We start from the raw sequence: 24,815 nt of genomic DNA on the forward strand, positions 1-24,815 counted from the left end.
ATCAGGCTCCTTGAGCATTGCGAGGTCCACGCAACGCGCTGCGCAGCGACTCGTGCCAACGCGGGCGTTTACGGGGCGGGACATGGTCCACACCGCCGGGGGACCACGGGTTGCACCGCAGGATCCGCCAGGCGGTCAGGGCGGTGCCCTTGACCGCACCATGCCGGTCGATGGCCGTGAACCCGTAGTGCGAACACGAGGGGTAGTAACGGCACACAGGCCCGAGCAAGGGACTGATCGTCCACTGGTACAGCTTGATCAAAGCGAGCAGCGGGTACTTCATCGAGGTGCGCCTCCCTGCAAGCGGGACAGTGCCGCGTCCAGGTCCCGGGCCAGCTCGGCGTATTCCGCCTCGCCCGCGCCGGGGAGGGCGCGCACCACCATCAGGCTACCGGGGGGCAGCTCGGACAGCCGTTCGCGCACCAGGTGACGCAGCCTGCGCTTCACCAGGTTCCGCACGACGGCCCCACCCACGGCCTTGCTGACGACGAAACCCGCACGGGCAGGGGGAAGTGTCTCCCCCGGCCCGTGCGGGTCCGTTTCAACGCTTGTGCGTAGGTGGACGACGAGGAGCGGGCGGCCTGCCCGGCGGCCCCGTCGTACCGCGCTCGCGAAGTCCTCGCGCCGCCTCAGCCGATTCTCGGGAGACAGCACGACGTCATCGACCCGTCAGGATCAGGCGGACAGCGCGGCGCGGCCCTTGCTGCGACGGTTCGCGAGGATCGCGCGACCGGCGCGGGTACGCATCCGCAGGCGGAAGCCGTGGGTCTTCGCGCGGCGACGGTTGTTCGGCTGGAAGGTGCGCTTGCTCACTCGGGGGCTCCAGAAAATGAATCGTGGTGGCGGTTCGCCTGGCTGTCACCGTGCGCCCACGAGGAACTTCGCGTGACCGCCCGAGTGGCACCGCTAACCGATCACTCGATCGTGATCTCGCCCATCGGTAGGCAGGCGGCAGCAGCCATCGACAACTCGACCTCGTTACGGTACGCGCGGCTGCGCCATCCGGTCAAACCGAGTGGTCAGGAGGGCCGTCTGTGCACAGCCTGTGGACAACGACTTGAACAGGGCCGGTCAGCCTGACTACCGTTGCTCGACCCCTGTTTTTCGTCCAGACCGTCCCAAAGAACCACACATTCGTGGGACCCCCGTGAGAGAGCGTGCTCTGTGGCTGACGTACCTGCCGATCTTGCCGCAGTGTGGCCACGGGTGCTGGAGAAGCTCCTCGGCGACGGGGCGCAGGGCATCGAGTCCAAGGACAAGCAGTGGGTCGAGCGCTGCCAGCCGCTCGCCCTGGTGGCCGACACCGCGCTGCTGGCCGTGCCCAACGAGTGGGGCAAGCGGGTCCTGGAGGGCCGGCTCGCGCCACTGATCAGCGACACGCTCAGTCGCGAGTGCGGCCGCCCGATCCGGATCGCGATCACGGTGGACGACTCGGTCGGCGGGGACACCGGCCCGACCGGTCCCGGCCCCGAGCGCCGCGAGTACGACCCCTACGGCGGCGACCGCCGCTCCGGGCCCACCGGCCCCGGCGGTCCCACCGGCCCGGCCGACGACCAGCTCCCGTCCGTGCGTCCCGCGTACCCCGAGTACCAGCAGCCGCGCGAGCCCGGCGCCTGGCCCGGCCGCGGCGCCGAGGACTACGGCTGGCAGCAGCAGCGGCTCGGCGGCTTCCCCGAGCGCGACCCGTACGCGACCCGCCGGCCGGACTACGACACCGGCGGCTACGAGCAGCCCGGCGCCGGCGGCGGCTACACCGGCGAGCAGTCCCCGTACGAGAAGCCCTACGAGTCGAACCAGCCCTCCTACGAGTCCCCTTCCTACGAGGGCGGCTACGAGGGGTACGACGGCCCGCCGACGGGGGGCGCGGGCGCCGGCACCGGCCGTCCCGCCCCGGCCCCGCCCGGCGGGGGTTCCTCCTCCTCGGGCCCGCTGGAGCCCACGGCGCGGCTGAACCCGAAGTACCTCTTCGACACCTTCGTCATCGGCGCCTCCAACCGCTTCGCGCACGCGGCCGCGGTGGCGGTGGCCGAGGCCCCGGCCAAGGCGTACAACCCGCTGTTCATCTACGGGGAGTCGGGCCTGGGCAAGACCCACCTGCTGCACGCCATCGGGCACTACGCGCGGAGCCTGTACCCGGGCACCCGGGTCCGGTACGTGAGCTCGGAGGAGTTCACCAACGAGTTCATCAATTCCATCCGCGACGGCAAGGGCGACGCCTTCCGCAAGCGGTACCGGGAGATGGACATCCTGCTCGTCGACGACATCCAGTTCCTCGCGAGCAAGGAGTCGACGCAGGAGGAGTTCTTCCACACCTTCAACACCCTGCACAACGCGAACAAGCAGATCGTGCTCTCCTCCGACCGGCCGCCCAAGCAGCTGGTGACCCTGGAGGACCGGCTGCGCAACCGCTTCGAGTGGGGCCTGACCACCGACGTGCAGCCGCCCGAGCTGGAGACGCGGATCGCGATCCTGCGCAAGAAGGCGGTGCAGGAGCAGTTGAACGCCCCGCCGGAGGTGCTGGAGTTCATCGCCTCGCGGATCTCGCGCAACATCCGCGAGTTGGAGGGCGCGCTGATCCGGGTGACGGCCTTCGCGAGCCTGAACCGGCAGCCGGTGGACCTCGGGCTGACCGAGGACGTGTTGAAGAACCTCATCCCGGGCGGGGAGGACACCGCGCCCGAGATCACGGCCGCCGACATCATGGCCGCCACCGCGGACTACTTCGGGCTCACGGTGGAGGACCTCTGCGGATCCTCGCGCAGCCGGGTGCTGGTGACGGCGCGCCAGATCGCCATGTACCTGTGCCGCGAGCTGACCGACCTGTCACTGCCCAAGATCGGGACGCAGTTCGGCGGGCGGGACCACACCACCGTCATGCACGCCGACCGCAAGATCCGGGCCCTGATGGCCGAGCGCCGGTCCATCTACAACCAGGTGACGGAGCTGACCAACCGCATCAAGAACGGCTGACCGCCGGCCGGTTGACGGCCGAACGAGGTCCGCGAGGGGCGCCCCCGTGTCATCCGGGGGGCGCCCTTTGGTGTTCGTGCGCCCCTGACCTGTTCGAATACGCCCCCTGGAGGGCGAGTTATCCACAGATTGGGCAACTTTCTTGCTTCCACAGGGTGGGGACCATCCGGAGTATCCACATTCTGTCCACAGGCCGGCCTGTTGATGAACCATCAGGCGAGGTCAGACCCCTGTGGATTTGTGCACAAAGGTTATCCACAGGGTGTGGACGGTCTGGTTGTCCACAGGGGGCCTCACGGAGTTGTCCACCGCTCGCCCACAGGATCGGGGTCTCTGTGCACAGGATGAGGCCAGTTCTCCACACCCTTGTCCACTGTTCGGCAACCGAGTGACCCCCATCACTCGACCGAGTGAACCCGATCACACCCGGGTGGACGTTTGGGGTGTGGACAGCCGGGGAAAATCTGGGGACGAATCTGTGGACTACTCGGCCTCTCCTGTGGACAGCCTGTGCAGAACTTTCGTTTCTCCACAGTGCACTACCGTTATCCACCGACGCCGTCCACAAGTGCAGTGGATAAAAAACCGGGGTCTACCTGCGGAAACAAAGTTATCCACTGTATCCACAGGCCCTACTACTACTCCCAGGGACAGTTAGCTCCGGTTCGGTTTTCAAGCAGGTCCTGTGCACAACTCGCTCGGAGCCCCCTCCCGACACCTCGGGGCCGATTTGACGGCCGGCAGCACCAGGTGTCGGTGCCGTACGTCAGACTGGTCGGGCGGCGCATCGCCGACGACGAGCCGGCGATCCCGGCGGCAGGGCAATCAAGCGAGCAACAGCAGGAGGCGGTACCGGTGAAGATCCGGGTGGAACGCGACGTACTCGCGGAGGCGGTGGCATGGGCGGCCCGCAGCCTCCCGGCCCGCCCGCCGGTGCCCGTGCTCGCGGGCCTGCTGCTGAAGGCCGAGGAGGGCTCCCTGAGCCTCTCCGGCTTCGACTACGAGGTCTCGGCGCGCGTGTCCGTCGAGGCCGACGTGGAGGAGGACGGCACCGTCCTCGTCTCCGGCCGACTGCTGGCGGACATCTGCCGCGCCCTGCCGAACCGCCCCGTGGAGATCTCCACCGACGGCGTCCGCGCCACGGTGGTCTGCGGCTCCTCGCGGTTCACCCTCCACACCCTTCCGGTGGAGGAGTACCCGGCGCTGCCCCAGATGCCCACCGCGACCGGCACCGTGCCCGGCGAGGTCTTCGCCTCCGCGGCCTCCCAGGTCGCCATCGCCGCCGGCCGTGACGACACCCTCCCCGTGCTCACCGGCGTGCGCATCGAGATCGAGGGCGACCGGGTCACCCTGGCCTCCACCGACCGCTACCGCTTCGCGGTCCGCGAGTTCCTGTGGAAGCCGGAGAACCCCGAGGCATCCGCCGTGGCCCTGGTCCCGGCGAAGACCCTCCTGGACACCGCCAAGTCCCTCACCAGCGGCGACACCGTCACCCTGGCGCTCTCGGGCTCCGGCGCGGGCGAGGGCCTGATCGGCTTCGAGGGCGCCGGCCGGCGCACCACCACCCGCCTGCTCGAAGGCGACCTGCCGAAGTACCGGACCCTCTTCCCCACCGAGTTCAACTCGGTGGCCGTGATCGAGACCGCGCCCTTCGTCGAGGCCGTCAAGCGCGTGGCCCTGGTCGCCGAGCGCAACACCCCGGTCCGGCTCTCCTTCGAGCAGGGCGTGCTGATCCTGGAGGCCGGCTCCAGCGACGACGCGCAGGCCGTGGAACGCGTGGACGCCGACCTCGACGGCGACGACATCTCGATCGCCTTCAACCCGACCTTCCTGCTCGACGGCCTGAGCGCCATCGACAGCCCGGTCGCGCAGCTCTCGTTCACCACCTCCACCAAGCCGGCGCTGCTCAGCGGTCGCCCGGCCAAGGACGCCGAGGCGGACGAGGCGTACAAGTACCTGATCATGCCGGTCCGCCTCTCCGGCTGACCCGCAGGAACCGAGCAGGGCCCGCCCCCATCCGCCGCGCGCGGTCGGGTCGGGCCCTCGCCGTTGTCCACAGCCCGTGGACGACGGGCCCCGGGCCGGTGGACGAACCCCGCCGCGGACCCCGCCGCCGTCCACAGCCCGTGCACGACACCCCCGCCCCACCCGTGGCGCCGCCCGACGACGGCGGGCGTAGGCTCGTTGCCGGGACCGGCCGGTCCCGGACCGCCCCGGGGGACCCCGGGAAGACGCCACAACACTCAAGGAAGCATCTGATGGAGCTTGGTCTCGTCGGTCTCGGCAAGATGGGCGGCAACATGCGCGAGCGGATCCGCCGCGCGGGCCACACCGTCATCGGGTACGACCGCAACCCGGACCTCGCGGACGTCCACAGCCTGCCCGAGCTTGTGGAAAGCCTGGCGACCCCGCGCGTCGTGTGGGTGATGGTCCCGGCCGGCGAGGCCACCCAGTCCACCGTGGACGAGCTCGCCGAGCTGCTCTCCCCCGGTGACGTGGTCGTGGACGGCGGGAACTCGCGCTGGACCGACGACGAGAAGCACGCCGCCGAGCTGGCCGAGAAGGGCATCGGCTTCGTGGACTGCGGGGTCTCCGGCGGCGTCTGGGGCCTGGAGAACGGCTACGCCCTGATGTACGGCGGCGACAAGGAGCACGTCGAGAAGGTCCTCCCGATCTTCGACGCCCTCAAGCCCGCCGGCGACTTCGGCTCCGTACACGCCGGCAAGGTCGGCGCGGGCCATTTCGCGAAGATGGTCCACAACGGCATCGAGTACGCCATGATGCAGGCGTACGCCGAGGGCTGGGAGCTGCTGGAGAAGGTCGACTCCGTCACCGACGTGCGCGAGGTCTTCCGCTCCTGGCAGGAAGGCACCGTGATCCGGTCCTGGCTGCTGGACCTGGCCGTGAACGCCCTCGACGAGGACGAGCACCTCCAGGCGCTCAAGGGCTACGCCCAGGACTCCGGCGAGGGCCGCTGGACCGTGGAGGCCGCGATCGACAACGCGGTGCCGCTGCCGGCGATCACCGCCTCCCTGTTCGCCCGCTTCGCCTCCCGGCAGGAGGACTCCCCGCAGATGAAGATGATCGCGGCGCTGCGCAACCAGTTCGGCGGCCACGCGGTCGAGAAGAACTAGCGCGAAGACCGGACCGGGGTCCGGGGACCGTCCGGCGCGCCGCCCGCGCGCCGGGTCCCCGGCCCGTCCGACCCCCTCGCCACCCCCCGTCCGCGGGGACCACAGCACCAGCGACACGAGTACGGCAGGGCCGGGGGAGGTCGGCGCCACCATGCACGTAACCCATCTCTCCTTGGCCGATTTCCGCTCCTACCAGCAGGTCGAGGTCCCGCTCGAACCGGGGATCACCGCCTTCGTCGGCCCCAACGGCCAGGGCAAGACCAACCTCGTCGAAGCCGTCGGCTACCTCGCCACCCTCGGCAGCCACCGGGTCTCCTCCGACGCCCCGCTGGTCCGCGCCGGCGCCCAGCGCGCCGTGATCCGCGCCGCCGTCCGGCAGGGCGAACGCAGCCAGCTGGTGGAGCTGGAGCTGAACCCCGGCCGCGCCAACCGGGCCAGGATCAACAGGTCCTCGCAGGTCAGGCCCCGGGACGTGATCGGGATCGTGCGCACGGTGCTGTTCGCCCCCGAGGACCTCGCCCTGGTCAAGGGCGACCCCGGCGAACGCCGCCGCTTCCTCGACGACCTCGTCACCGCCCGCTCCCCCCGGATGGCCGGCGTCCGCTCCGACTACGAGCGGATCCTCAAGCAGCGCAACACCCTGCTGAAGACCGCCGCCCTCGCCCGCCGGCACGGCGGTCGTTCCATGGACCTCTCCACCCTCGACGTGTGGGACCAGCACCTCGCCCGCGCGGGCGCCGAGCTGCTCGCCGCCCGGCTGGATCTGATCGGTGTGCTGCTGCCGCTGGCCAACAAGGCGTACGAGCGGCTGGCCCCCGGCGGCGGCCCGCTCGCGCTCGGCTACCGGTGCGCCGCCGGGGCCCCCGGCACCGCCGTGGACGAGGGGGTCGCGCACACCCGCGAACAGCTCCTGGAGGTGCTGACCCAGGCCCTCGTGGAGTCCCGGAAGTCGGAGATCGAACGCGGGGTCACCCTGGTGGGACCGCACCGCGACGAACTCCTGCTGCGCCTGGGCGACCTGCCCGCCAAGGGCTACGCCAGCCACGGCGAGTCCTGGTCCTACGCCCTGGCCCTGCGCCTGGCCTCCTACGAACTGCTGCGCGAGGAGGGCGCCGAACCCGTGCTCGTCCTCGACGACGTGTTCGCCGAGCTCGACGCCCGCCGCCGCGAGCGGCTGGCCGAGATGGTGGCCCCCGGCGAGCAGGTCCTCGTGACCGCCGCCGTGGACGAGGACGTGCCCGGACCGCTGGCCGGCGCCCGGTACTCCGTGCGGGACGGCGAGGTGACCCGCCGGTGACCGACGTCCCCCGCCGCACCCACCGCCGCCCGACGGCCGCCCCCGGCCCCGAGCTGCCGGGCGTGGGCGCCGAGCCCGCCGCCGCCCCCGCCGAGCCGGCCGCGCGACGGGCCCCCGAACCCTCCGGGGTGGACCTGGCCCGGCAGGCGCTGGCCGCCGCCAAGGAGCAGGCCCGCGCCCGCGGCCTGAGCGGTCCGGGCCGCGCCGGCCGTGAGCAGCGCCAGGGCCTGCGCTCGGGCGCCCGCGCCGACGGCCGCGACCCGATGCCGCTGATGGCCGCGCTCGACCGGCTGCGCACGGAGCGCGGCTGGGAGATGCCGATGGCGGTGGCCGGGGTGATGGAGCGCTGGCCCGAGCTGGTGGGCCCGCAGGTGGCCGCGAACTGCCGGCCGCTGCGCTTCGAGGAGCACGAGCTGACCGTCCGCTGCGAGTCGCCGACCTGGGAGACCCAGATGCGGATGCTCGCGCCCAGCTTCGTGAAGACGATCAACGAACAGCTCGGCGCGGGCACCGTCCGCGTGATCCGCGTCATGGGCCGCGACGGCGACCGGCCGCGCGGCTACGGGGGGCCGCTGCGGGCCCCCGGCACCACCCGTCGCGACGGGCGCCGCTGAGCCCGCGCGCCCCCGTGCGCGTCCGACCGCCCCCGCCGGCACGCGGGGCGCCCCGCCGCGCGCCGACGCGCCGGGGCGGGCCCGCGAACCACCCGAACGGGGCCGGCGCGGGAACCGTCGGGCCCCCGCGCGGCGTGGTGTCCCTCACCGTGGTGGGAGGTTGACACATCGAAGGGCTGGAGGCCGGTGTCAGCCCCCTGAGGGCCCGGCGTGAATATGGGGAGTCGGCCGAGGGAGGTTCAGGGCGGCACATGGCATCTCAGGCGCCCGCAAACCCCCATTCGTGTCAGTGCTACCGGTAGACTGGTAGAGAGTCCCGCCCATTCGCGGGTTACCCGCTCACCAACGCAGACAACGCAGATCGACGCAGCCGCTCCCGCCGGCGTATCCGCTGGTCCGGTACCCGGCCTGCGCTGTGCCAGAAAGGGCGCTTCGTGGCCGATCCCGGCGACTCCAACGAGAAGAACTACGACGGCAGTGCGATCCAGGTTCTGGAGGGCCTGGAGGCGGTTCGCAAGCGTCCCGGCATGTACATCGGCTCCACCGGCGAGCGTGGTCTGCATCACTTGGTCTACGAGGTGGTCGACAACTCCGTCGACGAGGCCCTGGCCGGATACGCCGACACGATCGACGTCACGATCCTTCCCGACGGCGGCGTGCGCGTCATCGACAACGGCCGCGGCATCCCCGTGGACATCGTGCCCGCGCAGGGCAAGCCGGCCGTCGAGGTCGTGCTGACCGTGCTGCACGCGGGCGGCAAGTTCGGCGGCGGCGGCTACGCCGTCTCCGGCGGTCTGCACGGCGTCGGCGTCTCCGTCGTGAACGCCCTGTCCACCAAGGTGGCCGTCGAGGTCCGTCGGGACGGGCACCGCTGGACCCAGGAGTACAAGCTCGGCGAACCCACCGCCGACCTCTTGAGGAACGAGGCCACCGAGGAGACGGGCACCTCCGTCACCTTCTGGGCCGACGGGGACATCTTCGAGACCACCGAGTACTCCTTCGAGACCCTCTCGCGGCGCTTCCAGGAGATGGCCTTCCTCAACAAGGGCCTCACCCTGACGCTGACCGACGAGCGCGAGTCGGCCAAGGCCACCGCCGGCGCGGACTCCCCGGAGGAGGCCGACGACAACCTCGCGCGGACCGTCACGTACCACTACGAGGGCGGCATCGTCGACTTCGTGAAGTACCTCAACTCGCGCAAGGGCGAGCTGATCCACCCCACCGTGATCGACGTCGAGGCCGAGGACAAGGAACGCCTCCTGTCCGTCGAGATCGCGATGCAGTGGAACAGCCAGTACACCGAGGGCGTGTACTCCTTCGCGAACACGATCCACACGCACGAGGGCGGTACCCACGAGGAGGGGTTCCGGGCGGCGTTGACGACGCTCGTGAACAAGTACGCGCGGGACAAGAAGCTGCTGCGGGAGAAGGACGACAACCTCACGGGTGACGACATCCGCGAGGGTCTGACGGCGATCATCTCGGTGAAGCTGGGCGAGCCGCAGTTCGAGGGTCAGACGAAGACGAAGCTGGGGAACACGGAGGCGAAGACCTTCGTGCAGAAGGTCGCGCACGAGCACCTGAACGACTGGTTCGACCGCAATCCGGTGGAGGCGGCCGACATCATCCGCAAGGGGATCGCGGCGGCGACGGCGCGGGTGGCGGCGCGCAAGGCGCGTGACCTGACGCGTCGGAAGGGCCTGCTGGAGTCGGCGTCGCTGCCGGGGAAGCTCTCGGACTGCCAGTCCAACGATCCGACGAAGTGCGAGATCTTCATCGTCGAGGGCGACTCGGCCGGCGGCAGCGCGAAGTCGGGTCGCAATCCGATGTACCAGGCCATCCTGCCGATCCGCGGCAAGATCCTGAACGTGGAGAAGGCGCGGATCGACAAGATCCTCCAGAACACCGAGATCCAGGCGTTGATCAGCGCTTTCGGCACCGGTGTGCACGAGGACTTCGACATCGAGAAGCTGCGCTATCACAAGATCATCCTGATGGCGGACGCCGATGTGGACGGTCAGCACATCAACACGCTGCTGCTGACGTTCCTGTTCCGGTTCATGCGTCCGTTGGTGGAGGCGGGGCACGTGTACCTGTCGCGTCCGCCGTTGTACAAGATCAAGTGGGGTCGGGACGACTTCGAGTACGCGTACTCGGACCGGGAGCGCGACGCCCTGGTGGCGCTGGGCAAGTCGGCGGGCAAGCGGATCCGCGAGGACTCGATCCAGCGGTTCAAGGGTCTGGGCGAGATGAACGCCGAGGAGCTGCGGGTGACCACGATGGACGTGGACCACCGGGTGCTGGGTCAGGTGACCCTCGACGACGCGGCCCAGGCCGACGACCTGTTCTCCGTGCTGATGGGCGAGGACGTCGAGGCCCGGCGTTCCTTCATCCAGCGCAACGCCAAGGACGTCCGCTTCCTCGACATCTGAGTCGGTCGCCACCGCGTCATCGACCCCTTGAAAGGACCTGAAGCCGGTTATGGCCGACGAGAACACCCCCACCCCCGAGACCACCGAGGGCGTGGCCGAGGTCGCGCAGACGCGCATCGAGCCCGTCGGGCTCGAAACGGAGATGCAGCGCTCCTACCTCGACTACGCGATGTCCGTCATCGTCTCGCGGGCCCTGCCCGACGTGCGTGACGGCCTCAAGCCCGTGCACCGGCGCGTGCTGTACGCGATGTACGACGGCGGGTACCGCCCCGAGAAGGGCTTCTACAAGTGCGCCCGCGTCGTCGGCGACGTCATGGGCACCTACCACCCGCACGGCGACTCCTCCATCTACGACGCCCTGGTCCGCCTGGCCCAGCCGTGGTCGATGCGGATGCCGCTGGTGGACTCCAACGGCAACTTCGGCTCCCCGGGCAACGACCCGGCCGCCGCCATGCGCTACACCGAGTGCAAGATGGCGCCGCTGTCGATGGAGATGGTCCGCGACATCGACGAGGAGACCGTCGACTTCACGGACAACTACGACGGCCGCAACCAGGAGCCCACCGTCCTGCCGGCGCGGTTCCCGAACCTGCTGGTCAACGGCTCCGCGGGCATCGCCGTCGGCATGGCCACCAACATCCCGCCGCACAACCTGCGCGAGGTGGCCGAGGGCGCCCAGTGGTTCCTCGCCAACCCCGAGGCCGGGCACGAGGAGCTGCTCGACGCCCTCGTCGAGCGGATCAAGGGCCCCGACTTCCCGACCGGCGCCCTCGTGGTGGGCCGCAAGGGCATCGAGGAGGCGTACCGCACCGGCCGCGGCTCCATCCCGATGCGCGCCGTGGTCGCCGTCGAGGAGATCCAGAACCGGCAGTGCCTGGTCGTCACCGAGCTGCCCTACCAGGTCAACCCGGACAACCTCGCGCAGAAGATCGCCGACCTCGTCAAGGACGCCCGGATCGGCGGCATCGCCGACGTGCGCGACGAGACCTCCTCGCGCACCGGCCAGCGCCTCGTGATCGTCCTCAAGCGGGACGCCGTGGCCAAGGTCGTCCTCAACAACCTGTACAAGCACACCGACCTCCAGACCAACTTCAGCGCCAACATGCTGGCCCTGGTCGACGGCGTGCCGCGGACCCTCTCCCTCGACGCCTTCATCCGGCACTGGGTCACCCACCAGATCGAGGTCATCGTCCGGCGCACCCGCTTCCGGCTGCGCAAGGCCGAGGAGCGCGCCCACATCCTGCGCGGCCTGCTCAAGGCCCTGGACGCGATCGACGAGGTCATCGCCCTCATCCGGCGCAGCGACACGGTCGAGGTGGCCCGCACCGGCCTGATGGCCCTGCTGAGCATCGACGAGATCCAGGCCAACGCGATCCTGGAGATGCAGCTCCGCCGGCTCGCCGCCCTGGAGCGCCAGAAGATCGTCGCCGAGCACGACGAGCTCCAGGCCAAGATCGACGAGTACAACGCGATCCTGGCCTCCCCCGAGCTCCAGCGCGCGATCGTCAGCGAGGAACTGGCGACCATCGTCGACAAGTTCGGCGACGACCGCCGCAGCAAGCTCGTGCCCTTCGACGGCGACATGTCCATGGAGGACCTGATCGCCGAAGAGGACATCGTCGTCACCATCTCGCGCGGCGGCTACGTCAAGCGGACCAAGACCGACGACTACCGCTCGCAGAAGCGCGGCGGCAAGGGCGTGCGGGGCACGAAGCTGAAGGAGGACGACATCGTCGACCACTTCTTCGTGTCCACCACCCACCACTGGCTGCTGTTCTTCACCAACAAGGGCCGGGTCTACCGGGCCAAGGCGTACGAGCTGCCCGACGCCGGCCGCGACGCCCGCGGCCAGCACGTGGCCAACCTGTTGGCCTTCCAGCCGGACGAGCGGATCGCGCAGATCCTCGCCATCCGCGACTACGAGGCGGCGCCCTACCTGATCCTGGCCACCAAGGCCGGTCTGGTGAAGAAGACGGCGCTGAAGGACTACGACTCCCCGCGCTCCGGCGGCGTCATCGCCATCAACCTGCGGGAGCAGGAGGACGGCGTCGACGATGAGCTGATCGGAGCCGAGCTCGTGTCCGCCGAGGACGATCTGCTGTTGATCAGCCGGAAGGCGCAGTCGATCCGGTTCACCGCGACCGACGACGCCCTCCGGCCGATGGGTCGGGCGACCTCGGGCGTGAAGGGCATGAGTTTCCGTGACGGGGACGAGCTGCTCTCCATGAGCGTGGTCCGCCCGGGCACGTTCGTCTTCACCGCGACCGACGGCGGTTACGCCAAGCGGACGCCGGTGGACGAGTACCGGGTCCAGGGCCGCGGCGGTCTCGGCATCAAGGCGGCCAAGATCGTCGAGGACCGGGGTTCGCTGGTCGGCGCGTTGGTCGTCGACGAGGCGGACGAGATCCTCGCCATCACGCTCAGCGGTGGTGTGATCCGTACGCGAGTCAGCGAAGTGCGCGAGACGGGCCGTGACACCATGGGCGTTCAGCTGATCAATCTCGGCAAGCGGGACGCGGTCGTGGGTATCGCGCGCAACGCCGAGGCGGGTCAGGATGCCGAGGAGGGCGAGGAGCCCGAGTCGGTCGAGGGACAGGCCATCGAGGCCCCCGAGGGCACGGAGCCCTCGGGCGGGGAGCACGAGGAGTAACACGTGAGCGGAGCCACGGGCACCGGATCGGCGACGACTGGAGCGAAAGGTGCCCGTGGCTCCGCCGCGGACTCCGCGGCCCGCGCGGCCGACGCGGAGGGCACCACCGAGGGCAAGTCCGGGGGCACGTCCGGCGCGGTGACCGAGGCCGGTGCGGCCGACGCCGCCGGCGGCCCGAAGAAGCGGCAACAGCAGGCTCAGGGGCAGCCGTCGAAGGCGGCGGAGAAGGAGCGACCCGTGGCAGGCAAGGGCAACCCCCAAGGGCCGCAGGCGGCCGGTACGGGCGCGCGGGAGGAACGGACGGCGCCCGGGGCCACGTTCACGCCCCCGCAGGCGTACGGGGCCCCTGGGCCCCGTGTACCGGGTGTCGGGCCGGACGCCGGCCCCCGGGTGCCGGCCCCGAGCGGCGCGCGGCTCACCCCGCGCACCCGCAAGGCGCGGCTGCGGGTGGCCAAGATGGACCCGTGGTCGGTCATGAAGGTGAGCTTCCTGCTCTCGATCGCGCTGGGCATCTGCACGATCGTGGCGGCGGCGGTGCTGTGGATGGTGATGGACGCGATGGGCGTGTTCGCCACCGTCGGCGGCACCATCAGCGAGGCCACCGGCTCGAACGAGTCCAACGGCTTCGACCTCCAGTCCTTCCTGTCGCTGCCCCGCGTGCTGACCTTCACCTCGGTGATCGCGGTCATCGACGTGGTGCTGATGACGGCCCTGGCCACGCTGGGCTCGTTCATCTACAACCTGTCCGCCGGGTTCGTGGGCGGCGTCGAGCTGACCCTGGCCGAGGACGAGTAGGACGGGCGGGATCCCGGGGGTGCCCACGTCGGCACCCCCGATGACCTGCGATTTGGGAACTCCCCGCCCTGTGCGCTAATCTTCAGGAGTCAGCGCGCAGGGCGCGCAGGCGGATGGGGCTATAGCTCAGTTGGTTAGAGCGCATCCCTGATAAGGATGAGGCCACAGGTTCAAATCCTGTTAGCCCCACAGTGTGACGAGGCCCCCGGCGACAGTGTTCGCCGGGGGCCTCGTTCGTTTTCGTCACGGTGGGCCGATCGGGTCGTTCCCAGGTAACCGAACGATATCGATCGGTGTGTATTGTGGGCGCCGGAAGTCCCCTACAGACGACGAAAGACGAGGTCGCGCGGTGAAGAAGCTTCTCCTGGTCGCACTGGCCGCCATCGGCGGGCTCCTCGTGTACCGCCAGATCCAGGCGGACCGCGCCGAGCAGGACCTGTGGACGGAGGCCACCGACTCCGTGCCCTCGGGTTCCGGTGTGTGAGACCGAACGATGTGACGAGACCCCCGACCGCCGCTGCGGTCGGGGGTCTCGTGCTTTCCGGGGCCGGTCGGCGTCCCCGGGCGGGTGTCCTCGGAACAGGGTGCAGGTTTCCTGTGGCGGGGGCACGTGCTCGGGAACGGCGGCCGGGGTCCGAGAAGGGGCCCGGAGGGGCCGTGGGCGGCCCTGTCGGGGCCCGCTGACGGTGCGTGAGGCGACGGGCGGGCTCGGTGGGCCGACCGAGGGTGGGTGCGGCGTCCGGATGCCCGGGCCTTCCGGTCGTGCCGGGTCCGGCGGGTGTCGCCCCGGTGGGCGTCAGTTCTGGTGCGCCTCGTAGTGCGCCACCGCGTCCGAGGTCCGACCGGCCCCGTAGACCCGGAGGAACTCGGCGAGTTCGGGGTGGTCCCCGGCGAGCGTGTCCGCCGCCTCGATGATGTCACCGGCCGCCGCGACGGAGCGCAGCAGCGACTGGATCTCGCGGACCACCCGCTTGACGGTCGGGGCGCCGGAGCCCGCGGCCGGTTGGCCGGCCGTGCTGAGCACGGACCCGCCCTGGGACTTCTTGACCTCGTCCATCCGCGCGGCGGCCTCGGCGGCGCTGACGCTGCCGTCCGCCACCTGCCCGGCCAGGTCCTGGAGGGCCTGCACCCGCTGGACGACGGCCGGATTGCCGATCTTGGCCCGCTGCCCGCTCATGAGCTGCGACAACATGGGCGCCGACAGTCCCAGCACGGCGGCCAGACGCGCCTGGTTGAGCCCCAGGTCGTCTATGAGCCGCCGGAAGAGAGCGCCGAGGGGCTCCCCGTACCAACCGCGCTGGAGCTCCCTCGCTCTCGCGGTGGCCTCTTGCTGAACTGCGTCCACTCTTCGTACTCCCCTTCGCTGGTGCGAACCTCGCGAGCATCTTACGGAGCGTGCTCGCGGGGCGGGAGACCCTGTTATTTTGCAGGATCCCGGGGGAGACCCGGTACTCTGTCCCTCGGACGGCCGGCCCTGCCCGCGAGCGGCGCCGATCCCCGTCCGCGCGGGGCCTTAGCTCAGTTGGTAGAGCGCTGTCTTTGCATGGCAGATGTCAGGGGTTCGACTCCCCTAGGCTCCACGAACACGAAGACCCCCTCCGCCCGTGCACCACGGACGAAGGGGGTCTTTCGCGCGCCGGAACGGCCCTTGGGGGTCAGGGGCGGTCCGGGGGGTTCGGGGTTGGGTCGGAGTCCGCCTCGGCTTCCTTCGCGGCCTGTTCGGTCTCGAAGGAGCTCGGGACGGGTTCGGGGATCTCGGTGGCGGCCGGCGGTTCGATCAGCCAGTCCGGGTTGGACTGGCGGTCCCACCAGGTCCACGCCGCGTAGGCCGCGCCCGCGAGGAGGCCGGTGAGGGCCAGTCCCTTGAGGAAGCGGCCGCCGGCGGCGCGGCGGCGGTTGCGGCACGAGATGTGCTTGACGTCGGCCGGGGTGACCTGCCCGCGCAGCGCCGCGTAGGCGGCGGTGGAGCGGGAGGCGGCCTCCTCGGCCACCGGGCGGCCGGCGGCCCATGCCTGTTCCAGGCGGGGGCCGGTGTAGTCGGCGGCCTGGCGCGCGGCCTTGCGGGTGCCGTGCACGGCGCGCGAGGCGGCGCGGTCCACGTTCGGCGGAACGTGGGCGCGGGCGGCCGAGAGTCGGGGGTGCAGATGGTCCTCGTATGCGGTGCGGGCCTGTTTGGCGGCCTCGCCGGCCGCGTGGGACACCTTGGGGGCGAGCACCGCGTTCGCCTCCTGGGCGTAGTGGGTCGCTGCCTCCTTGGCGGTCCCCGCGTACGGCGCCACCACTTCGGCCGCGTGCCGCACGCTGTCCTTGGCGCTCTCGGCGGCTGCGCGCACGCTGTCCATGCGGGTCACGTGATCCTCCTCCTGGGTGACGGACACGGTTCACCTTTCCACCCTTTGTCGGATCATGCCTCCCGGTCGCCCGACGCGGCGTGCGCGACAGGGCATCCGGGTGGCCGATTACCCCGAGTCCCGCCTCACTTCTCCCCGGTCGGGCGCATCGTGCGAGGATCGGGAACCACACGGGGACCGGTATCGGACCGGCGTCGGGCGCGAGGGAAGGCAGATCCGTGGCACACAGGCTCATCGCCACTCTGAGGACCAACCACGGGGACATCCGGGTCGAGCTGCTGCCGCACCACGCGCCCAAGACGGTCCGCAACTTCGTCGAACTGGCCCGGGGCGAACGGGAGTGGACGCGGCCCTCGGACGGGCGCAAGACCACCGAGCCGCTGTACGACGGGACCGTGTTCCACCGGGTGATCAGCGGGTTCATGATCCAGGGCGGGGACCCGCTGGGCGCCGGGGCGCAGGCCGGGACGGGCGGGCCGGGGTACAACTTCGCCGACGAGTTCCACCCGGAGCTGGCGTTCACCAAGCCGTACCTGCTGGCCATGGCGAACGCGGGGCCGGGCACGAACGGTTCGCAGTTCTTCATCACGGTGGCGCCGACCGCGTGGCTGACGCGCAAGCACACGATCTTCGGCGAGGTGACGGACGCGGCGAGCCGGGCCGTGGTGGACGCGATCTCGCAGGTGCCGACGGTGGAGGGCACGGAGCGCCCGGTCACCGACGTGGTGCTGACCGAGGTGCTCGTCACCGAGGAGTAGGCGGCGGGCACGGCGTCGGCGGGCGGTCCGGGAACCTCTCGGGGGGCCCGTTCGTGGATCGGAGGGCGGGCGCGGGTGGTGACCGGCGCGGACCGGAAGGGAACCCCGATGAGTACTGAGCACACCGAGCACCCGCCGGGCTGCCACCGGCATCCCGAGCGTCCCACGGGCATCAGCTGTACCCGCTGTGAGCGTCCGATCTGCACCGATTGCATGATCGACGCCTCGGTGGGCTTCCAGTGCCCGGACTGCGTGCGCGGGGGTTCGGGCACGGGGCACCGGCCGGGGGCGAACGCGCCGCGCAATCTCGCGGGCGGGGTGATCACGGCCGATCCGCATCTGGTCACGAAGGCGCTGATCGGGGTCAACGCGGCGGTGTTCCTCGCGGCCCTCGTGGTGCCCGGGATCGTGCTGCCGCTGGAGCTGCTGGGCCGGTACGTGGAGTACTGGGGCGGGCCGGTGGAGGGGGTCTCGACCGGGCAGTGGTACCGGCTGCTGACCTCGGTGTTCCTGCACCAGGAGTGGTGGCACGTGATCGGGAACCTGCTGGGCCTGTGGTTCCTGGGCACGCACCTGGAGGAGGCGCTGGGGCGGGTCCGGTACCTGGCCGTGTACCTGCTGTCGGGGCTGGCCGGCAGCGCGCTGGTGTACCTGGTGAACGCCCCGAACCAGGGGGTGCTGGGGGCCTCGGGCGCGGTGTTCGGGCTGCTGGGGGCGACGGTGGTGCAGATGCGCCGGGCCCGTTACGACATGCGGCCGGTCCTGGTGTGGGTGGTGCTGATGGTGGTGCTGTCCTTCACCGGCTCCAACACCTCGTGGGAGGCGCACGTGGGCGGCCTCGCGGCGGGGCTGGTGCTGGGACTGGGCATCCTGTACGCGCCGGCCAAGCGGCGGGCGCTGGTCCAGTGGGGGACCTGCGCGGCGGTGTTCCTGCTGGTGGTGGTCGTGGTGGCGGTGCGGACGGCCGAGCTGACGGCCCTGGTGTGAGGGCCGCCGTCAACACTCCACAAAGTTATCCACAGAGCTAGTCACCTTTTCCTCAGGTGTGGATAGCTCTGTGGATAACTCACCCCCAGGCTTGCGCTCGCGCCGCCGTCGTGCTCACTTCCACTGCGTGGACACGCCGAAGCCGGCGGCGATGAAGCCGAACCCGACGACGATGTTCCAGTTGCCCAGGGATTCGATCGGCATGCTGGTGTCGGTCACGTAGAACACGACGATCCAGGCGAGGCCGATGAGGAACAGGGCGAGCATCACGGGCGCGACCCAACCGCGGCTGCCGAGGCGGATCGCCTGGGCCTGCTTGGTCGGGGGCGGCGTGTAGTCGTCCTTCTTGCGAATGCGTGACTTCGGCACGAGGGTCTCTCCTGTCGATGCGCTGGGGACGGTGCCTCCCCCGGGCGTCCGTTAGCGTAGTGGTTGATGCGGCGTTGAAGGAGAAGGGTACGTTGAGCAATTCCGACGACTCCGCCACGGACCGCCGGCGCCGGTTCCGTCCGGTCCGATTGCTGTCCGCCGCCGTGTTCGCCCTGGCCGGCCTGCTCTTCGTCACCAGTTTCAACACGTCCAAGGGTACGAACATTCGCACGGACGATTCGCTCCTGCGCCTGTCGGACCTGATCCGGGCCCGCAGCGACACCAACGGGGACCTCCAGCGCGAGACCGCCGAGGTCCGCGCCGAGGTCGACGCCCTCGCCGCCCGCCGGGGCACCGGCTCCGACGCGGGCGACGCCGCCCTCGCCGCTCTCCGTGACGCCGCCGGCACCAGCCCGCTCTCCGGCCGGGGCCTCGCCGTCACCCTCGACGACGCCCCGCCCGGGGCCACGGCCCGCATCCCCGGGGTCCCCGAACCCCGCCCCAACGACCTCGTGATCCACCAGCAGGACCTCCAGGCCGTGGTGAACGCCCTGTGGCAGGGCGGCGCCGAGGGGGTCGAGGTGATGGGACAGCGGCTGATCTCCACCAGCGCCGTGCGCTGCGTCGGCAACACCCTGATCCTCCAGGGCCAGGTCTACTCCCCGCCCTACACCGTGCGCGCCGTCGGCGACACCCCCGCCCTGCGCAAGTCCCTGGCCGCCTCCCCGGCCCTGCAGAACTACCAGCTGTACGTCTCCGCCTACGGCCTCGGCTGGAAAGTGGACGAGGACAAGGCCCTGACACTGCCCGCCTACTCCGGCACAGTGGACCTCCACTATGCGAAGCCGGTGGAGAACGGGAGCGGGTCGCCGAGCGCGTCCTGAGACGGTCGCACGCCTGCTGGTGCGCACCTTCAGCGAGCTGTGCCTGACGGTGGGCACCCTGATCGTGCTGTTCGTGGTCTACGTGCTGTGGTGGACCGGATTCGTCGCCGACCGGGCCATGGCCGCCGAGATCGACCGGCTGCGCGCCGACCGCGCCGCCGCCGGCCCCGCCGCGCCCGGCCCGACCGCCGACCCCGACCGGCCCCGACCCGGCGCCGGCGCCGACACCGGATACCGCGTGGGCCGGGTCTTCGCCGAGATGCGCATCCCCCGCTTCGGCCCCGACTGGCACAAGCCCGTCCTGGAGGGCACCGACCCCGACACCCTCGCCCGGGGCCTGGGCCACTACCCGGACACCGCGCGCGCCGGCGCCGTCGGCAACTTCGCCGTCGCCGGCCACCGCCGCACCCACGGCGACCCCTTCAAGGACTTCCCCGAGCTGCGCCCCGGCGACCTGGTCGTGATCACCGACGCGAGCACCCGGTACACCTACACGATCCGGGGCGGCCCGCACCGCACCCTCCCCTCCGACGTGCGCGTGGTGGACCCCGTGCCCCGTTCCTCCCCCTTCACCGGACCCGGCCGCTACCTGACCCTGACCACCTGCGATCCCGAGTGGGGACACAGCCACCGACTGATCGTGTGGGCGGAACTCACGGACACCCGGGCCGCGCGGGCGGGCAGCCCTTAGTCTGGTCCGGCACACACGTGAGGAAGGGACGGCATGTACGGGTGGATCTGGCGGCACTTGCCCGGCAACGCGCTGGTCCGCGCGCTGATCTGCCTGGTGCTGCTGCTCGCGGTGGTCTTCGTGCTGTTCCAGTACGTCTTCCCGTGGGCCGAACCCCTGCTGCCCTTCAACGACGTGACCGTCGACGAGGGAGCGGGAACCGCCCGGTGAGCGCGCGCATTCTGGTTGTGGACAACTACGACAGCTTTGTCTTCAACCTGGTCCAGTACCTGTACCAGCTCGGAGCCGAGTGCGAGGTGCTCCGCAACGACGAGGTCGAGCTGTCCCACGCGGCCGAAGGCTTCGACGGGGTCCTGCTGTCCCCCGGCCCCGGCACCCCCGAGGAGGCCGGGATCTGCGTGGACATGGTCAAGCACTGCGCCGAGATCGGCGTCCCCGTGTTCGGGGTCTGCCTGGGCATGCAGTCCATGGCCGTGGCCTACGGCGGCGTCGTCGGCCGGGCCCCCGAACTCCTCCACGGCAAGACCTCCCCCGTGGTCCACGAGGGCGCCGGCGTCTTCACCGGCCTGCCCTCCCCCTTCACCGCCACCCGCTACCACTCGCTGGCCGCCGAGCCCCCCACCCTCCCCGAGGAGCTGGAGGTCACCGCGCGCACCGAGGACGGCATCGTGATGGGCCTGCGCCACCGCGAGCACGACGTCGAGGGCGTGCAGTTCCACCCCGAGTCCGTGCTCACCGAATGGGGCCACCGGATGCTCGCCAACTGGCTCGTGCGCTGCGGCGACGCCGGGGCCGTGGAGCGCTCGGCGGGGCTCGCCCCGGTGGTGGGCAAGGCCGTCGCGTGACCGTGTACGCGCCGTCCGTCCCCCCGGAGGAGGGGCGGGCAGCGCGGCGACGGGCCGCGGCCGAGGCCGAGAAGCGGTCCCGGCGCAAGCGCGGGGGGCACGGGCGCCGGCGGAAGGGGAACCCGCCGGCCGCCGAAGAGACCTTCGAGCGGGCCCCGGGGCACGTCGCGCCCGCACCCGCCGCGCCCGGCCACGGCCGGGGACGACGTGCCGCGCCCGCGGGCCGGGGCCGCGCCCGACCGCGCGCCGCCGCCCGCCCGGCGGCCCGCCGCGGCGGACCCGCCGTCGTGGCCGCCCGCACCGTCGGCGAGCTGTTCATCACCTTCGGCGTGGTCATGCTGCTCTTCGTCGCCTACCAGCTCTGGTACACCAACGTGCTCGCCGCCCACGCCGCCGACGGCGCCGCCGGCGACCTGGTGAAGGGCTGGGAGGCCCCCGCCGAACCCGGGAAACCGCCGGTCACCGCCTTCGAACCGGGCCAGGGCTTCGCCCTCATGTACATCCCCAAGCTGGACGTGAAGGTGCCCGTGGCCGAGGGCGTCAGCAAGCCCAAGGTCCTCGACAAGGGCCTGGTCGGGCACTACGGCGAGGGCGCGCTGAAGACCGCCATGCCCGCCGACGAGAAGGGCAACTTCGCCGTCGCCGGCCACCGCAACACCCACGGCGAGCCCTTCCGGTACATCAACCGGCTCAGCCCCGGCGACCCGATCGTCGTCGAGACCCGCGACGCCTACTACACGTACGAGATGACCTCGCGGCTCGACCAGACCCCGCCGAGCAACGTCTCCGTGATCAAGGAGATCCCCACCGGCTCCGGGTTCACCGAACCCGGCCGGTACATCACCCTGACCACCTGCACGCCCGAGTTCACCAGCACCTACCGGATGATCGTATGGGGCAGGATGGTCGACGAACGGCCGCGCAACGCCGGCCCGCCGCCCGCGCTCCAGAACCGCTCCTGACCCTGCCCCGCCGCCCCGCACACCCGAGGACGAAGCCCCGTGTCCGGTTCCCGACGCGCCTCCAGACGCCCGTCGCCGGTCCGCCGCAACCCGGTGGCCACCGCGCTCAGCCTGCTCGGCGAACTGCTGATCACCATCGGCGTCGTGCTCGCCCTGTTCGTGGCCTACTCCCTGTGGTGGACCAACGTCCTCGCCGACCGCGACGCCTCCGCGCGCGGCGACGAGGTCCGCCGCCAGTGGTCCGCCCAGGCCCCCGCCGCCCCGCAGCGACCCGGCGCCCTCGACACCGGCGACGGGGTCGGCTTCCTGCACGTGCCCGCCATGGACAACGGCGAGGTGCTGGTCAAGAAGGGCACCACCCCGGCCGTCCTCAACGACGGGGTCGCCGGCTACTACACCGACCCGATCCCGGCCGTGCTCCCGTGGGAGGACAAGGACGGCAACTTCACCCTGGCCGCGCACCGCGACGGGCACGGCGCGAAGTTCCACAACATCGACCGGCTGCGCACCGGCGACGCCATCGTCATGGAGACCCGGGACACCTGGTACGTCTACAAGGTGTTCGCCGACCTCGAGCAGACCACCAAGTTCAACGTGGACGTGATCGCCCCGGTTCCCAAGCAGTCCGGCCGCACCAAGCCCGGTCGGCTGATCACCCTCACCACCTGCACCCCGGTCTACACCTCGAAGTACCGGTACATCGTCTGGGGCGAGTTGGTGCGCACCGAGAAGGTCGACGCCAAGCGCACCCCGCCGCCCGAACTGCGCTGAACCGGCCGAACGCGGGCCCTGGCGGGGCCTGTGGCGGCCTGACGGGCCGTCCGGGACCCCCGATGACCCCCGGGGCGGGCCGCGCCCGCAGAACCATGGCCATGGCTTTGGACGGCCGCCCGCGGGCCCACGCGCGAGGCCCCCGTCCGGAACCTGTCCGGGCGGGGGCCTCGTGTGCGCGGGGCGCGGGCGTCAGGGACGGAACTGGTCCCAGAAGTTGCCGCCGTTGTTGTTGTTGCCGTTGTTGTTCGGGTCCTTGGTGCGGACCGTCACCGCGCTGTTCGGGTCGACCTGGTCCCCCGCCTTGGGGTTCTGGTCGGTGATCACCGCGTTGTCGTCACCGGGACCGCCCTGCACGTTCAGGGTCAGGCCCAGCGCCGCCAGCTCGCCCTTGGCCGCCCCGACCGTCTTGTCCTTCAGGCTCGGCACGGTCGGCTTCTGCGGGGGCGCGGCGGCGGCCTTGGTCACGTTGATCGCCGTGCCCGGCGCGACCTCCTGGTTGGGCGGGATCTCCTGGCCGATGATCGTGCCCGGGGTGGCCGAGTCCGGCTTCTCCTGGGTGGAGCCCAGGACCAGGCCGGCGTTCTTCAACGCCTGCTTCGCCGCGTTCTCGTCCAGCCCGGCCAGGTTCGGGACGATCGACTTCGCCTTCTCCTTGGCCACGGTGAGGGTGATGGTCGTGCCCGTCTCCACCGTCCTGCCCGACTGCGGGTCCTGGTCGAACACGGTGCCCGGGGTGCGGTCGGCCTCCTTGTTGCGGCGCTCGACCTTGAAGCCCTTGTCCTTGAGCTGCTTCTCGGCGTCCTCGAACTTCAGCGAGAGCACGTCCGGCACGGAGACCTTCGGGGCACCCGAGGACACCTTGACGGTGATCGTGTCGCCCGTCTTCACCGTGGTGGCGGCCTCCGGGCTCTGGCTGCAGATCTTGCCCTTGGGCTGTTTCTCGCACTCCTCGTCGGTGCCCTTGACCAGCTTCAGGTCCGCGTTGTTCGCGGTGACCCCGGCCTCCTGGAAGGTCTGGCCCACGAAGTCCGGCGCCGGCAGGGTCCCGGGGTCCTTCTTGTCCGGGAACATGACCCGGCCGATCAGCACCGCGCCGACCAGCACGAGGATGCCCGCGACCACCAGCAGGATCGTGGAGGCCCGGCTCTTGCGCGGGGGCGGCTGCCGGCGCGAGCCCCGGCCGCCGTTGGTGTCGTACCCGCCGTTGTCGTAGCCGCCGGGACCGCCGCCCGGGTGGCCCCCGTACCCGCCGTTGTCCTGGACGGGCGGCAGCATCGCGGTCGCGCCCGCGTCGGCGGGGTGCCGGCCGGGCATGCCGTGGCCCTGGGTCTGGTCCTCGTAGCCGTTGCCGTACCCGTCGTAGCCGCCGTAGCCGGGGCCGCCCATGCCGACGGCCGCGGCCACCGGCCGGCCGTCGAGGCACGCCTCGATGTCGGCGCGCATCTCGTCGGCGGACTGATAGCGGTACGCCGGGTCCTTGACCAGGGCGCGCAGCACGATCGCGTCCATCTCGGGCGTGATCACGTGGTCGAAGGTGGACGGGGGCTGCGGTTCCTCGCGCACGTGCTGGTAGGCCACCGCCACGGGCGAGTCGCCGATGAACGGCGGGCGCACGGTCAGCAGCTCGTACAGCAGGCAGCCGGTGGAGTACAGGTCGCTGCGCGCGTCGACGGTCTCGCCCTTGGCCTGCTCCGGGGAGAGGTACTGGGCGGTGCCGATCACGGCCGAGGTCTGCGTCATGGTCATGCCCGAGTCGCCCATGGCACGGGCGATGCCGAAGTCCATCACCTTGACCTGACCGGCCCGGGTCAGCATCACGTTCGCCGGCTTGATGTCGCGGTGAACGATGCCGGCGCGGTGCGAGTACTCCAGGGCCTGGAGGATGCCGGTGCACATCTCCAGGGTCCGCTCGGGCAGCAGTTTGCGGCCGGAGTGCAGCAGCTCGCGGAGGGTGGAGCCGTCCACGTACTCCATGACGATGTACGGGATGGAGATGTTGTCGACGTAGTCCTCGCCGGTGTCGTACACGGCGACGATGGCGGGGTGGTTCAGCGAGGCCGCGGACTGGGCCTCGCGGCGGAACCGGGCCTGGAACGAGGGGTCCCGTGCGAGGTCGGCGCGCAAGGTCTTGACGGCGACGGTACGGCCGAGCCGGGTGTCCTGGGCGAGGTAGACCTCGGCCATGCCACCGCGGCCGAGCACGTGGCTCAGCTCGTACCGGCCGCCGAGGCGACGCGGCTCTTCCATAACCTTCCAGCCCTCTCCGTCAGTCCCGACCGCACCCGTGTGTGGTCCGGCGGTG

Annotated in this window: 24 protein-coding genes and 2 tRNA genes; 19 read left to right on the forward strand and 7 right to left on the reverse strand. The window is 71.0% G+C overall.

The window, feature by feature from the left end; genetic code table 11:
- Nucleotide 1: 1 nt before the first annotated feature.
- From yidD to rpmH, 3 genes are read right to left on the reverse strand one after another with little or no spacing between them, the layout of a single operon-like run.
- On the reverse strand, nucleotides 2–283 hold the full coding sequence (gene yidD / locus ACN20G_RS12420; protein ID WP_424212817.1) for a membrane protein insertion efficiency factor YidD: 282 nt from the start codon (nucleotides 281–283) through the stop codon (nucleotides 2–4).
- On the reverse strand, nucleotides 280–654 hold the full coding sequence (gene rnpA, locus ACN20G_RS12425; protein ID WP_424212818.1) for a ribonuclease P protein component: 375 nt from the start codon (nucleotides 652–654) through the stop codon (nucleotides 280–282). The genes yidD and rnpA overlap by 4 nt, the downstream gene beginning before the upstream one ends.
- Before the next feature lie 21 nt (nucleotides 655–675).
- On the reverse strand, nucleotides 676–813 hold the full coding sequence (gene rpmH, locus ACN20G_RS12430) for a 50S ribosomal protein L34 (protein WP_018547628.1): 138 nt from the start codon (nucleotides 811–813) through the stop codon (nucleotides 676–678).
- A 393-nt stretch (nucleotides 814–1,206) separates the two neighbouring features.
- Here rpmH and dnaA point away from each other — a divergent pair, with 393 nt between their 5' ends.
- The 10 genes from dnaA (at nucleotide 1,207) to ACN20G_RS12480 (ending at nucleotide 14,376) form a co-directional block, all read left to right on the forward strand.
- Nucleotides 1,207–2,970 (forward strand): chromosomal replication initiator protein DnaA, encoded by a 1,764-nt coding sequence (dnaA, locus tag ACN20G_RS12435; RefSeq protein ID WP_424215483.1) that lies wholly within the window; start codon nucleotides 1,207–1,209, stop codon nucleotides 2,968–2,970.
- An 855-nt stretch (nucleotides 2,971–3,825) separates the two neighbouring features.
- Nucleotides 3,826–4,956, forward strand: coding sequence for a DNA polymerase III subunit beta (gene dnaN / locus ACN20G_RS12440; RefSeq protein ID WP_424215484.1), 1,131 nt, complete (start codon nucleotides 3,826–3,828; stop codon nucleotides 4,954–4,956).
- Between the two features lie 272 nt (nucleotides 4,957–5,228).
- The gene (gene gnd / locus ACN20G_RS12445; RefSeq protein ID WP_424212819.1) at nucleotides 5,229–6,104 is read left to right on the forward strand and encodes a phosphogluconate dehydrogenase (NAD(+)-dependent, decarboxylating); all 876 of its coding nucleotides are present in this window, start codon (nucleotides 5,229–5,231) and stop codon (nucleotides 6,102–6,104) included.
- A 151-nt stretch (nucleotides 6,105–6,255) separates the two neighbouring features.
- The gene (gene recF, locus ACN20G_RS12450; RefSeq protein ID WP_424212820.1) at nucleotides 6,256–7,401 is read left to right on the forward strand and encodes a DNA replication/repair protein RecF; all 1,146 of its coding nucleotides are present in this window, start codon (nucleotides 6,256–6,258) and stop codon (nucleotides 7,399–7,401) included.
- Nucleotides 7,398–8,015: a DUF721 domain-containing protein gene (locus ACN20G_RS12455; protein WP_424212821.1), complete on the forward strand. Its 618-nt coding sequence runs from the start codon at nucleotides 7,398–7,400 to the stop codon at nucleotides 8,013–8,015. The genes recF and ACN20G_RS12455 overlap by 4 nt, the downstream gene beginning before the upstream one ends.
- Nucleotides 8,016–8,428: 413 nt before the next feature.
- On the forward strand, nucleotides 8,429–10,447 hold the full coding sequence (gene gyrB, locus ACN20G_RS12460) for a DNA topoisomerase (ATP-hydrolyzing) subunit B (protein WP_424215485.1): 2,019 nt from the start codon (nucleotides 8,429–8,431) through the stop codon (nucleotides 10,445–10,447).
- Nucleotides 10,448–10,496: 49 nt separating this feature from the next.
- Entirely contained in the window at nucleotides 10,497–13,097 is a 2,601-nt protein-coding gene (gyrA, locus tag ACN20G_RS12465; RefSeq protein ID WP_424212822.1) for a DNA gyrase subunit A, read from the forward strand.
- 3 nt (nucleotides 13,098–13,100) lie between these two features.
- Nucleotides 13,101–13,892, forward strand: coding sequence for a DUF3566 domain-containing protein (locus tag ACN20G_RS12470; protein WP_424212823.1), 792 nt, complete (start codon nucleotides 13,101–13,103; stop codon nucleotides 13,890–13,892).
- 115 nt (nucleotides 13,893–14,007) lie between these two features.
- Nucleotides 14,008–14,081, forward strand: a tRNA-Ile gene (locus tag ACN20G_RS12475).
- 160 nt (nucleotides 14,082–14,241) lie between these two features.
- On the forward strand, nucleotides 14,242–14,376 hold the full coding sequence (locus ACN20G_RS12480; protein ID WP_208809277.1) for a DLW-39 family protein: 135 nt from the start codon (nucleotides 14,242–14,244) through the stop codon (nucleotides 14,374–14,376).
- A 312-nt stretch (nucleotides 14,377–14,688) separates the two neighbouring features.
- Here ACN20G_RS12480 and ACN20G_RS12485 read toward each other — a convergent pair whose 3' ends face one another.
- A complete protein-coding gene (locus tag ACN20G_RS12485; RefSeq protein WP_424212824.1) occupies nucleotides 14,689–15,237 on the reverse strand; it encodes a DNA-binding protein in 549 nt (182 codons plus the stop codon).
- A gap of 162 nt (nucleotides 15,238–15,399) precedes the next feature.
- Between ACN20G_RS12485 and ACN20G_RS12490 the strand changes: the two genes are divergently transcribed.
- Nucleotides 15,400–15,472 (forward strand) — tRNA-Ala (locus ACN20G_RS12490).
- A gap of 75 nt (nucleotides 15,473–15,547) precedes the next feature.
- Here the strand turns inward: ACN20G_RS12490 and ACN20G_RS12495 are convergent.
- Nucleotides 15,548–16,243, reverse strand: coding sequence for a DUF5324 family protein (locus tag ACN20G_RS12495; protein ID WP_424215486.1), 696 nt, complete (start codon nucleotides 16,241–16,243; stop codon nucleotides 15,548–15,550).
- Nucleotides 16,244–16,461: 218 nt separating this feature from the next.
- On the opposite strand from ACN20G_RS12495, the gene ACN20G_RS12500 reads away from it, so the two are divergent.
- Both ACN20G_RS12500 and ACN20G_RS12505 read left to right on the forward strand, forming a co-directional pair.
- A complete protein-coding gene (locus tag ACN20G_RS12500) occupies nucleotides 16,462–17,001 on the forward strand; it encodes a peptidylprolyl isomerase (RefSeq protein ID WP_424212825.1) in 540 nt (179 codons plus the stop codon).
- A gap of 108 nt (nucleotides 17,002–17,109) precedes the next feature.
- Nucleotides 17,110–17,988, forward strand: coding sequence for a rhomboid family intramembrane serine protease (locus ACN20G_RS12505; protein ID WP_424212826.1), 879 nt, complete (start codon nucleotides 17,110–17,112; stop codon nucleotides 17,986–17,988).
- 114 nt (nucleotides 17,989–18,102) lie between these two features.
- On the opposite strand, the gene crgA is transcribed toward ACN20G_RS12505, so the two are convergent.
- Nucleotides 18,103–18,357: a cell division protein CrgA gene (gene crgA, locus ACN20G_RS12510; protein WP_424212827.1), complete on the reverse strand. Its 255-nt coding sequence runs from the start codon at nucleotides 18,355–18,357 to the stop codon at nucleotides 18,103–18,105.
- A gap of 92 nt (nucleotides 18,358–18,449) precedes the next feature.
- Between crgA and ACN20G_RS12515 the strand changes: the two genes are divergently transcribed.
- Genes ACN20G_RS12515 through ACN20G_RS12540 form a run of 6 tightly spaced genes read left to right on the forward strand, consistent with a single transcriptional unit; the run spans nucleotide 18,450 to nucleotide 22,510 of the window.
- A complete protein-coding gene (locus tag ACN20G_RS12515; protein WP_424212828.1) occupies nucleotides 18,450–19,241 on the forward strand; it encodes a DUF881 domain-containing protein in 792 nt (263 codons plus the stop codon).
- Entirely contained in the window at nucleotides 19,195–19,932 is a 738-nt protein-coding gene (locus ACN20G_RS12520; protein WP_424212829.1) for a class E sortase, read from the forward strand. The genes ACN20G_RS12515 and ACN20G_RS12520 overlap by 47 nt, the downstream gene beginning before the upstream one ends.
- 33 nt (nucleotides 19,933–19,965) lie before the next feature.
- Nucleotides 19,966–20,142: a hypothetical protein gene (locus ACN20G_RS12525; RefSeq protein WP_424212830.1), complete on the forward strand. Its 177-nt coding sequence runs from the start codon at nucleotides 19,966–19,968 to the stop codon at nucleotides 20,140–20,142.
- Nucleotides 20,139–20,777 carry an aminodeoxychorismate/anthranilate synthase component II gene (locus ACN20G_RS12530; protein ID WP_424212831.1) on the forward strand — a complete coding sequence of 213 codons (639 nt, stop codon included), beginning with the start codon at nucleotides 20,139–20,141 and terminating at the stop codon, nucleotides 20,775–20,777. The genes ACN20G_RS12525 and ACN20G_RS12530 overlap by 4 nt, the downstream gene beginning before the upstream one ends.
- Complete coding sequence (locus ACN20G_RS12535; protein ID WP_424212832.1) at nucleotides 20,774–21,739, forward strand: class E sortase; 966 nt, start codon at nucleotides 20,774–20,776, stop codon at nucleotides 21,737–21,739. Before ACN20G_RS12530 ends, ACN20G_RS12535 begins: the two co-directional genes overlap by 4 nt.
- 39 nt (nucleotides 21,740–21,778) lie before the next feature.
- On the forward strand, nucleotides 21,779–22,510 hold the full coding sequence (locus ACN20G_RS12540) for a class E sortase (RefSeq protein ID WP_424212833.1): 732 nt from the start codon (nucleotides 21,779–21,781) through the stop codon (nucleotides 22,508–22,510).
- Between the two features lie 192 nt (nucleotides 22,511–22,702).
- Here ACN20G_RS12540 and pknB read toward each other — a convergent pair whose 3' ends face one another.
- Nucleotides 22,703–24,760 carry a Stk1 family PASTA domain-containing Ser/Thr kinase gene (gene pknB / locus ACN20G_RS12545; protein WP_424212834.1) on the reverse strand — a complete coding sequence of 686 codons (2,058 nt, stop codon included), beginning with the start codon at nucleotides 24,758–24,760 and terminating at the stop codon, nucleotides 22,703–22,705.
- Nucleotides 24,761–24,815: the final 55 nt, after the last annotated feature.

This window comes from Streptomyces dryopteridis (assembly GCF_049606955.1).
Taxonomy (GTDB): domain Bacteria; phylum Actinomycetota; class Actinomycetes; order Streptomycetales; family Streptomycetaceae; genus Streptomyces.

Bases quoted from the DNA above. Each gene is read 5' to 3' on its own strand.
- ACN20G_RS12505 (WP_424212826.1), top strand. From the start codon at position 17,110: ATGAGTACTGAGCACACCGAGCACCCGCCGGGCTGCCACCGGCATCCC.
- recF (WP_424212820.1), top strand. From the start codon at position 6,256: ATGCACGTAACCCATCTCTCCTTGGCCGATTTCCGCTCCTACCAGCAG.
- gyrA (WP_424212822.1), top strand. From the start codon at position 10,497: ATGGCCGACGAGAACACCCCCACCCCCGAGACCACCGAGGGCGTGGCC.
- pknB (WP_424212834.1), bottom strand. From the start codon at position 24,760: ATGGAAGAGCCGCGTCGCCTCGGCGGCCGGTACGAGCTGAGCCACGTG.
- ACN20G_RS12525 (WP_424212830.1), top strand. From the start codon at position 19,966: ATGTACGGGTGGATCTGGCGGCACTTGCCCGGCAACGCGCTGGTCCGC.
- yidD (WP_424212817.1), bottom strand. From the start codon at position 283: ATGAAGTACCCGCTGCTCGCTTTGATCAAGCTGTACCAGTGGACGATC.
- gnd (WP_424212819.1), top strand. From the start codon at position 5,229: ATGGAGCTTGGTCTCGTCGGTCTCGGCAAGATGGGCGGCAACATGCGC.
- ACN20G_RS12520 (WP_424212829.1), top strand. From the start codon at position 19,195: ATGCGAAGCCGGTGGAGAACGGGAGCGGGTCGCCGAGCGCGTCCTGAG.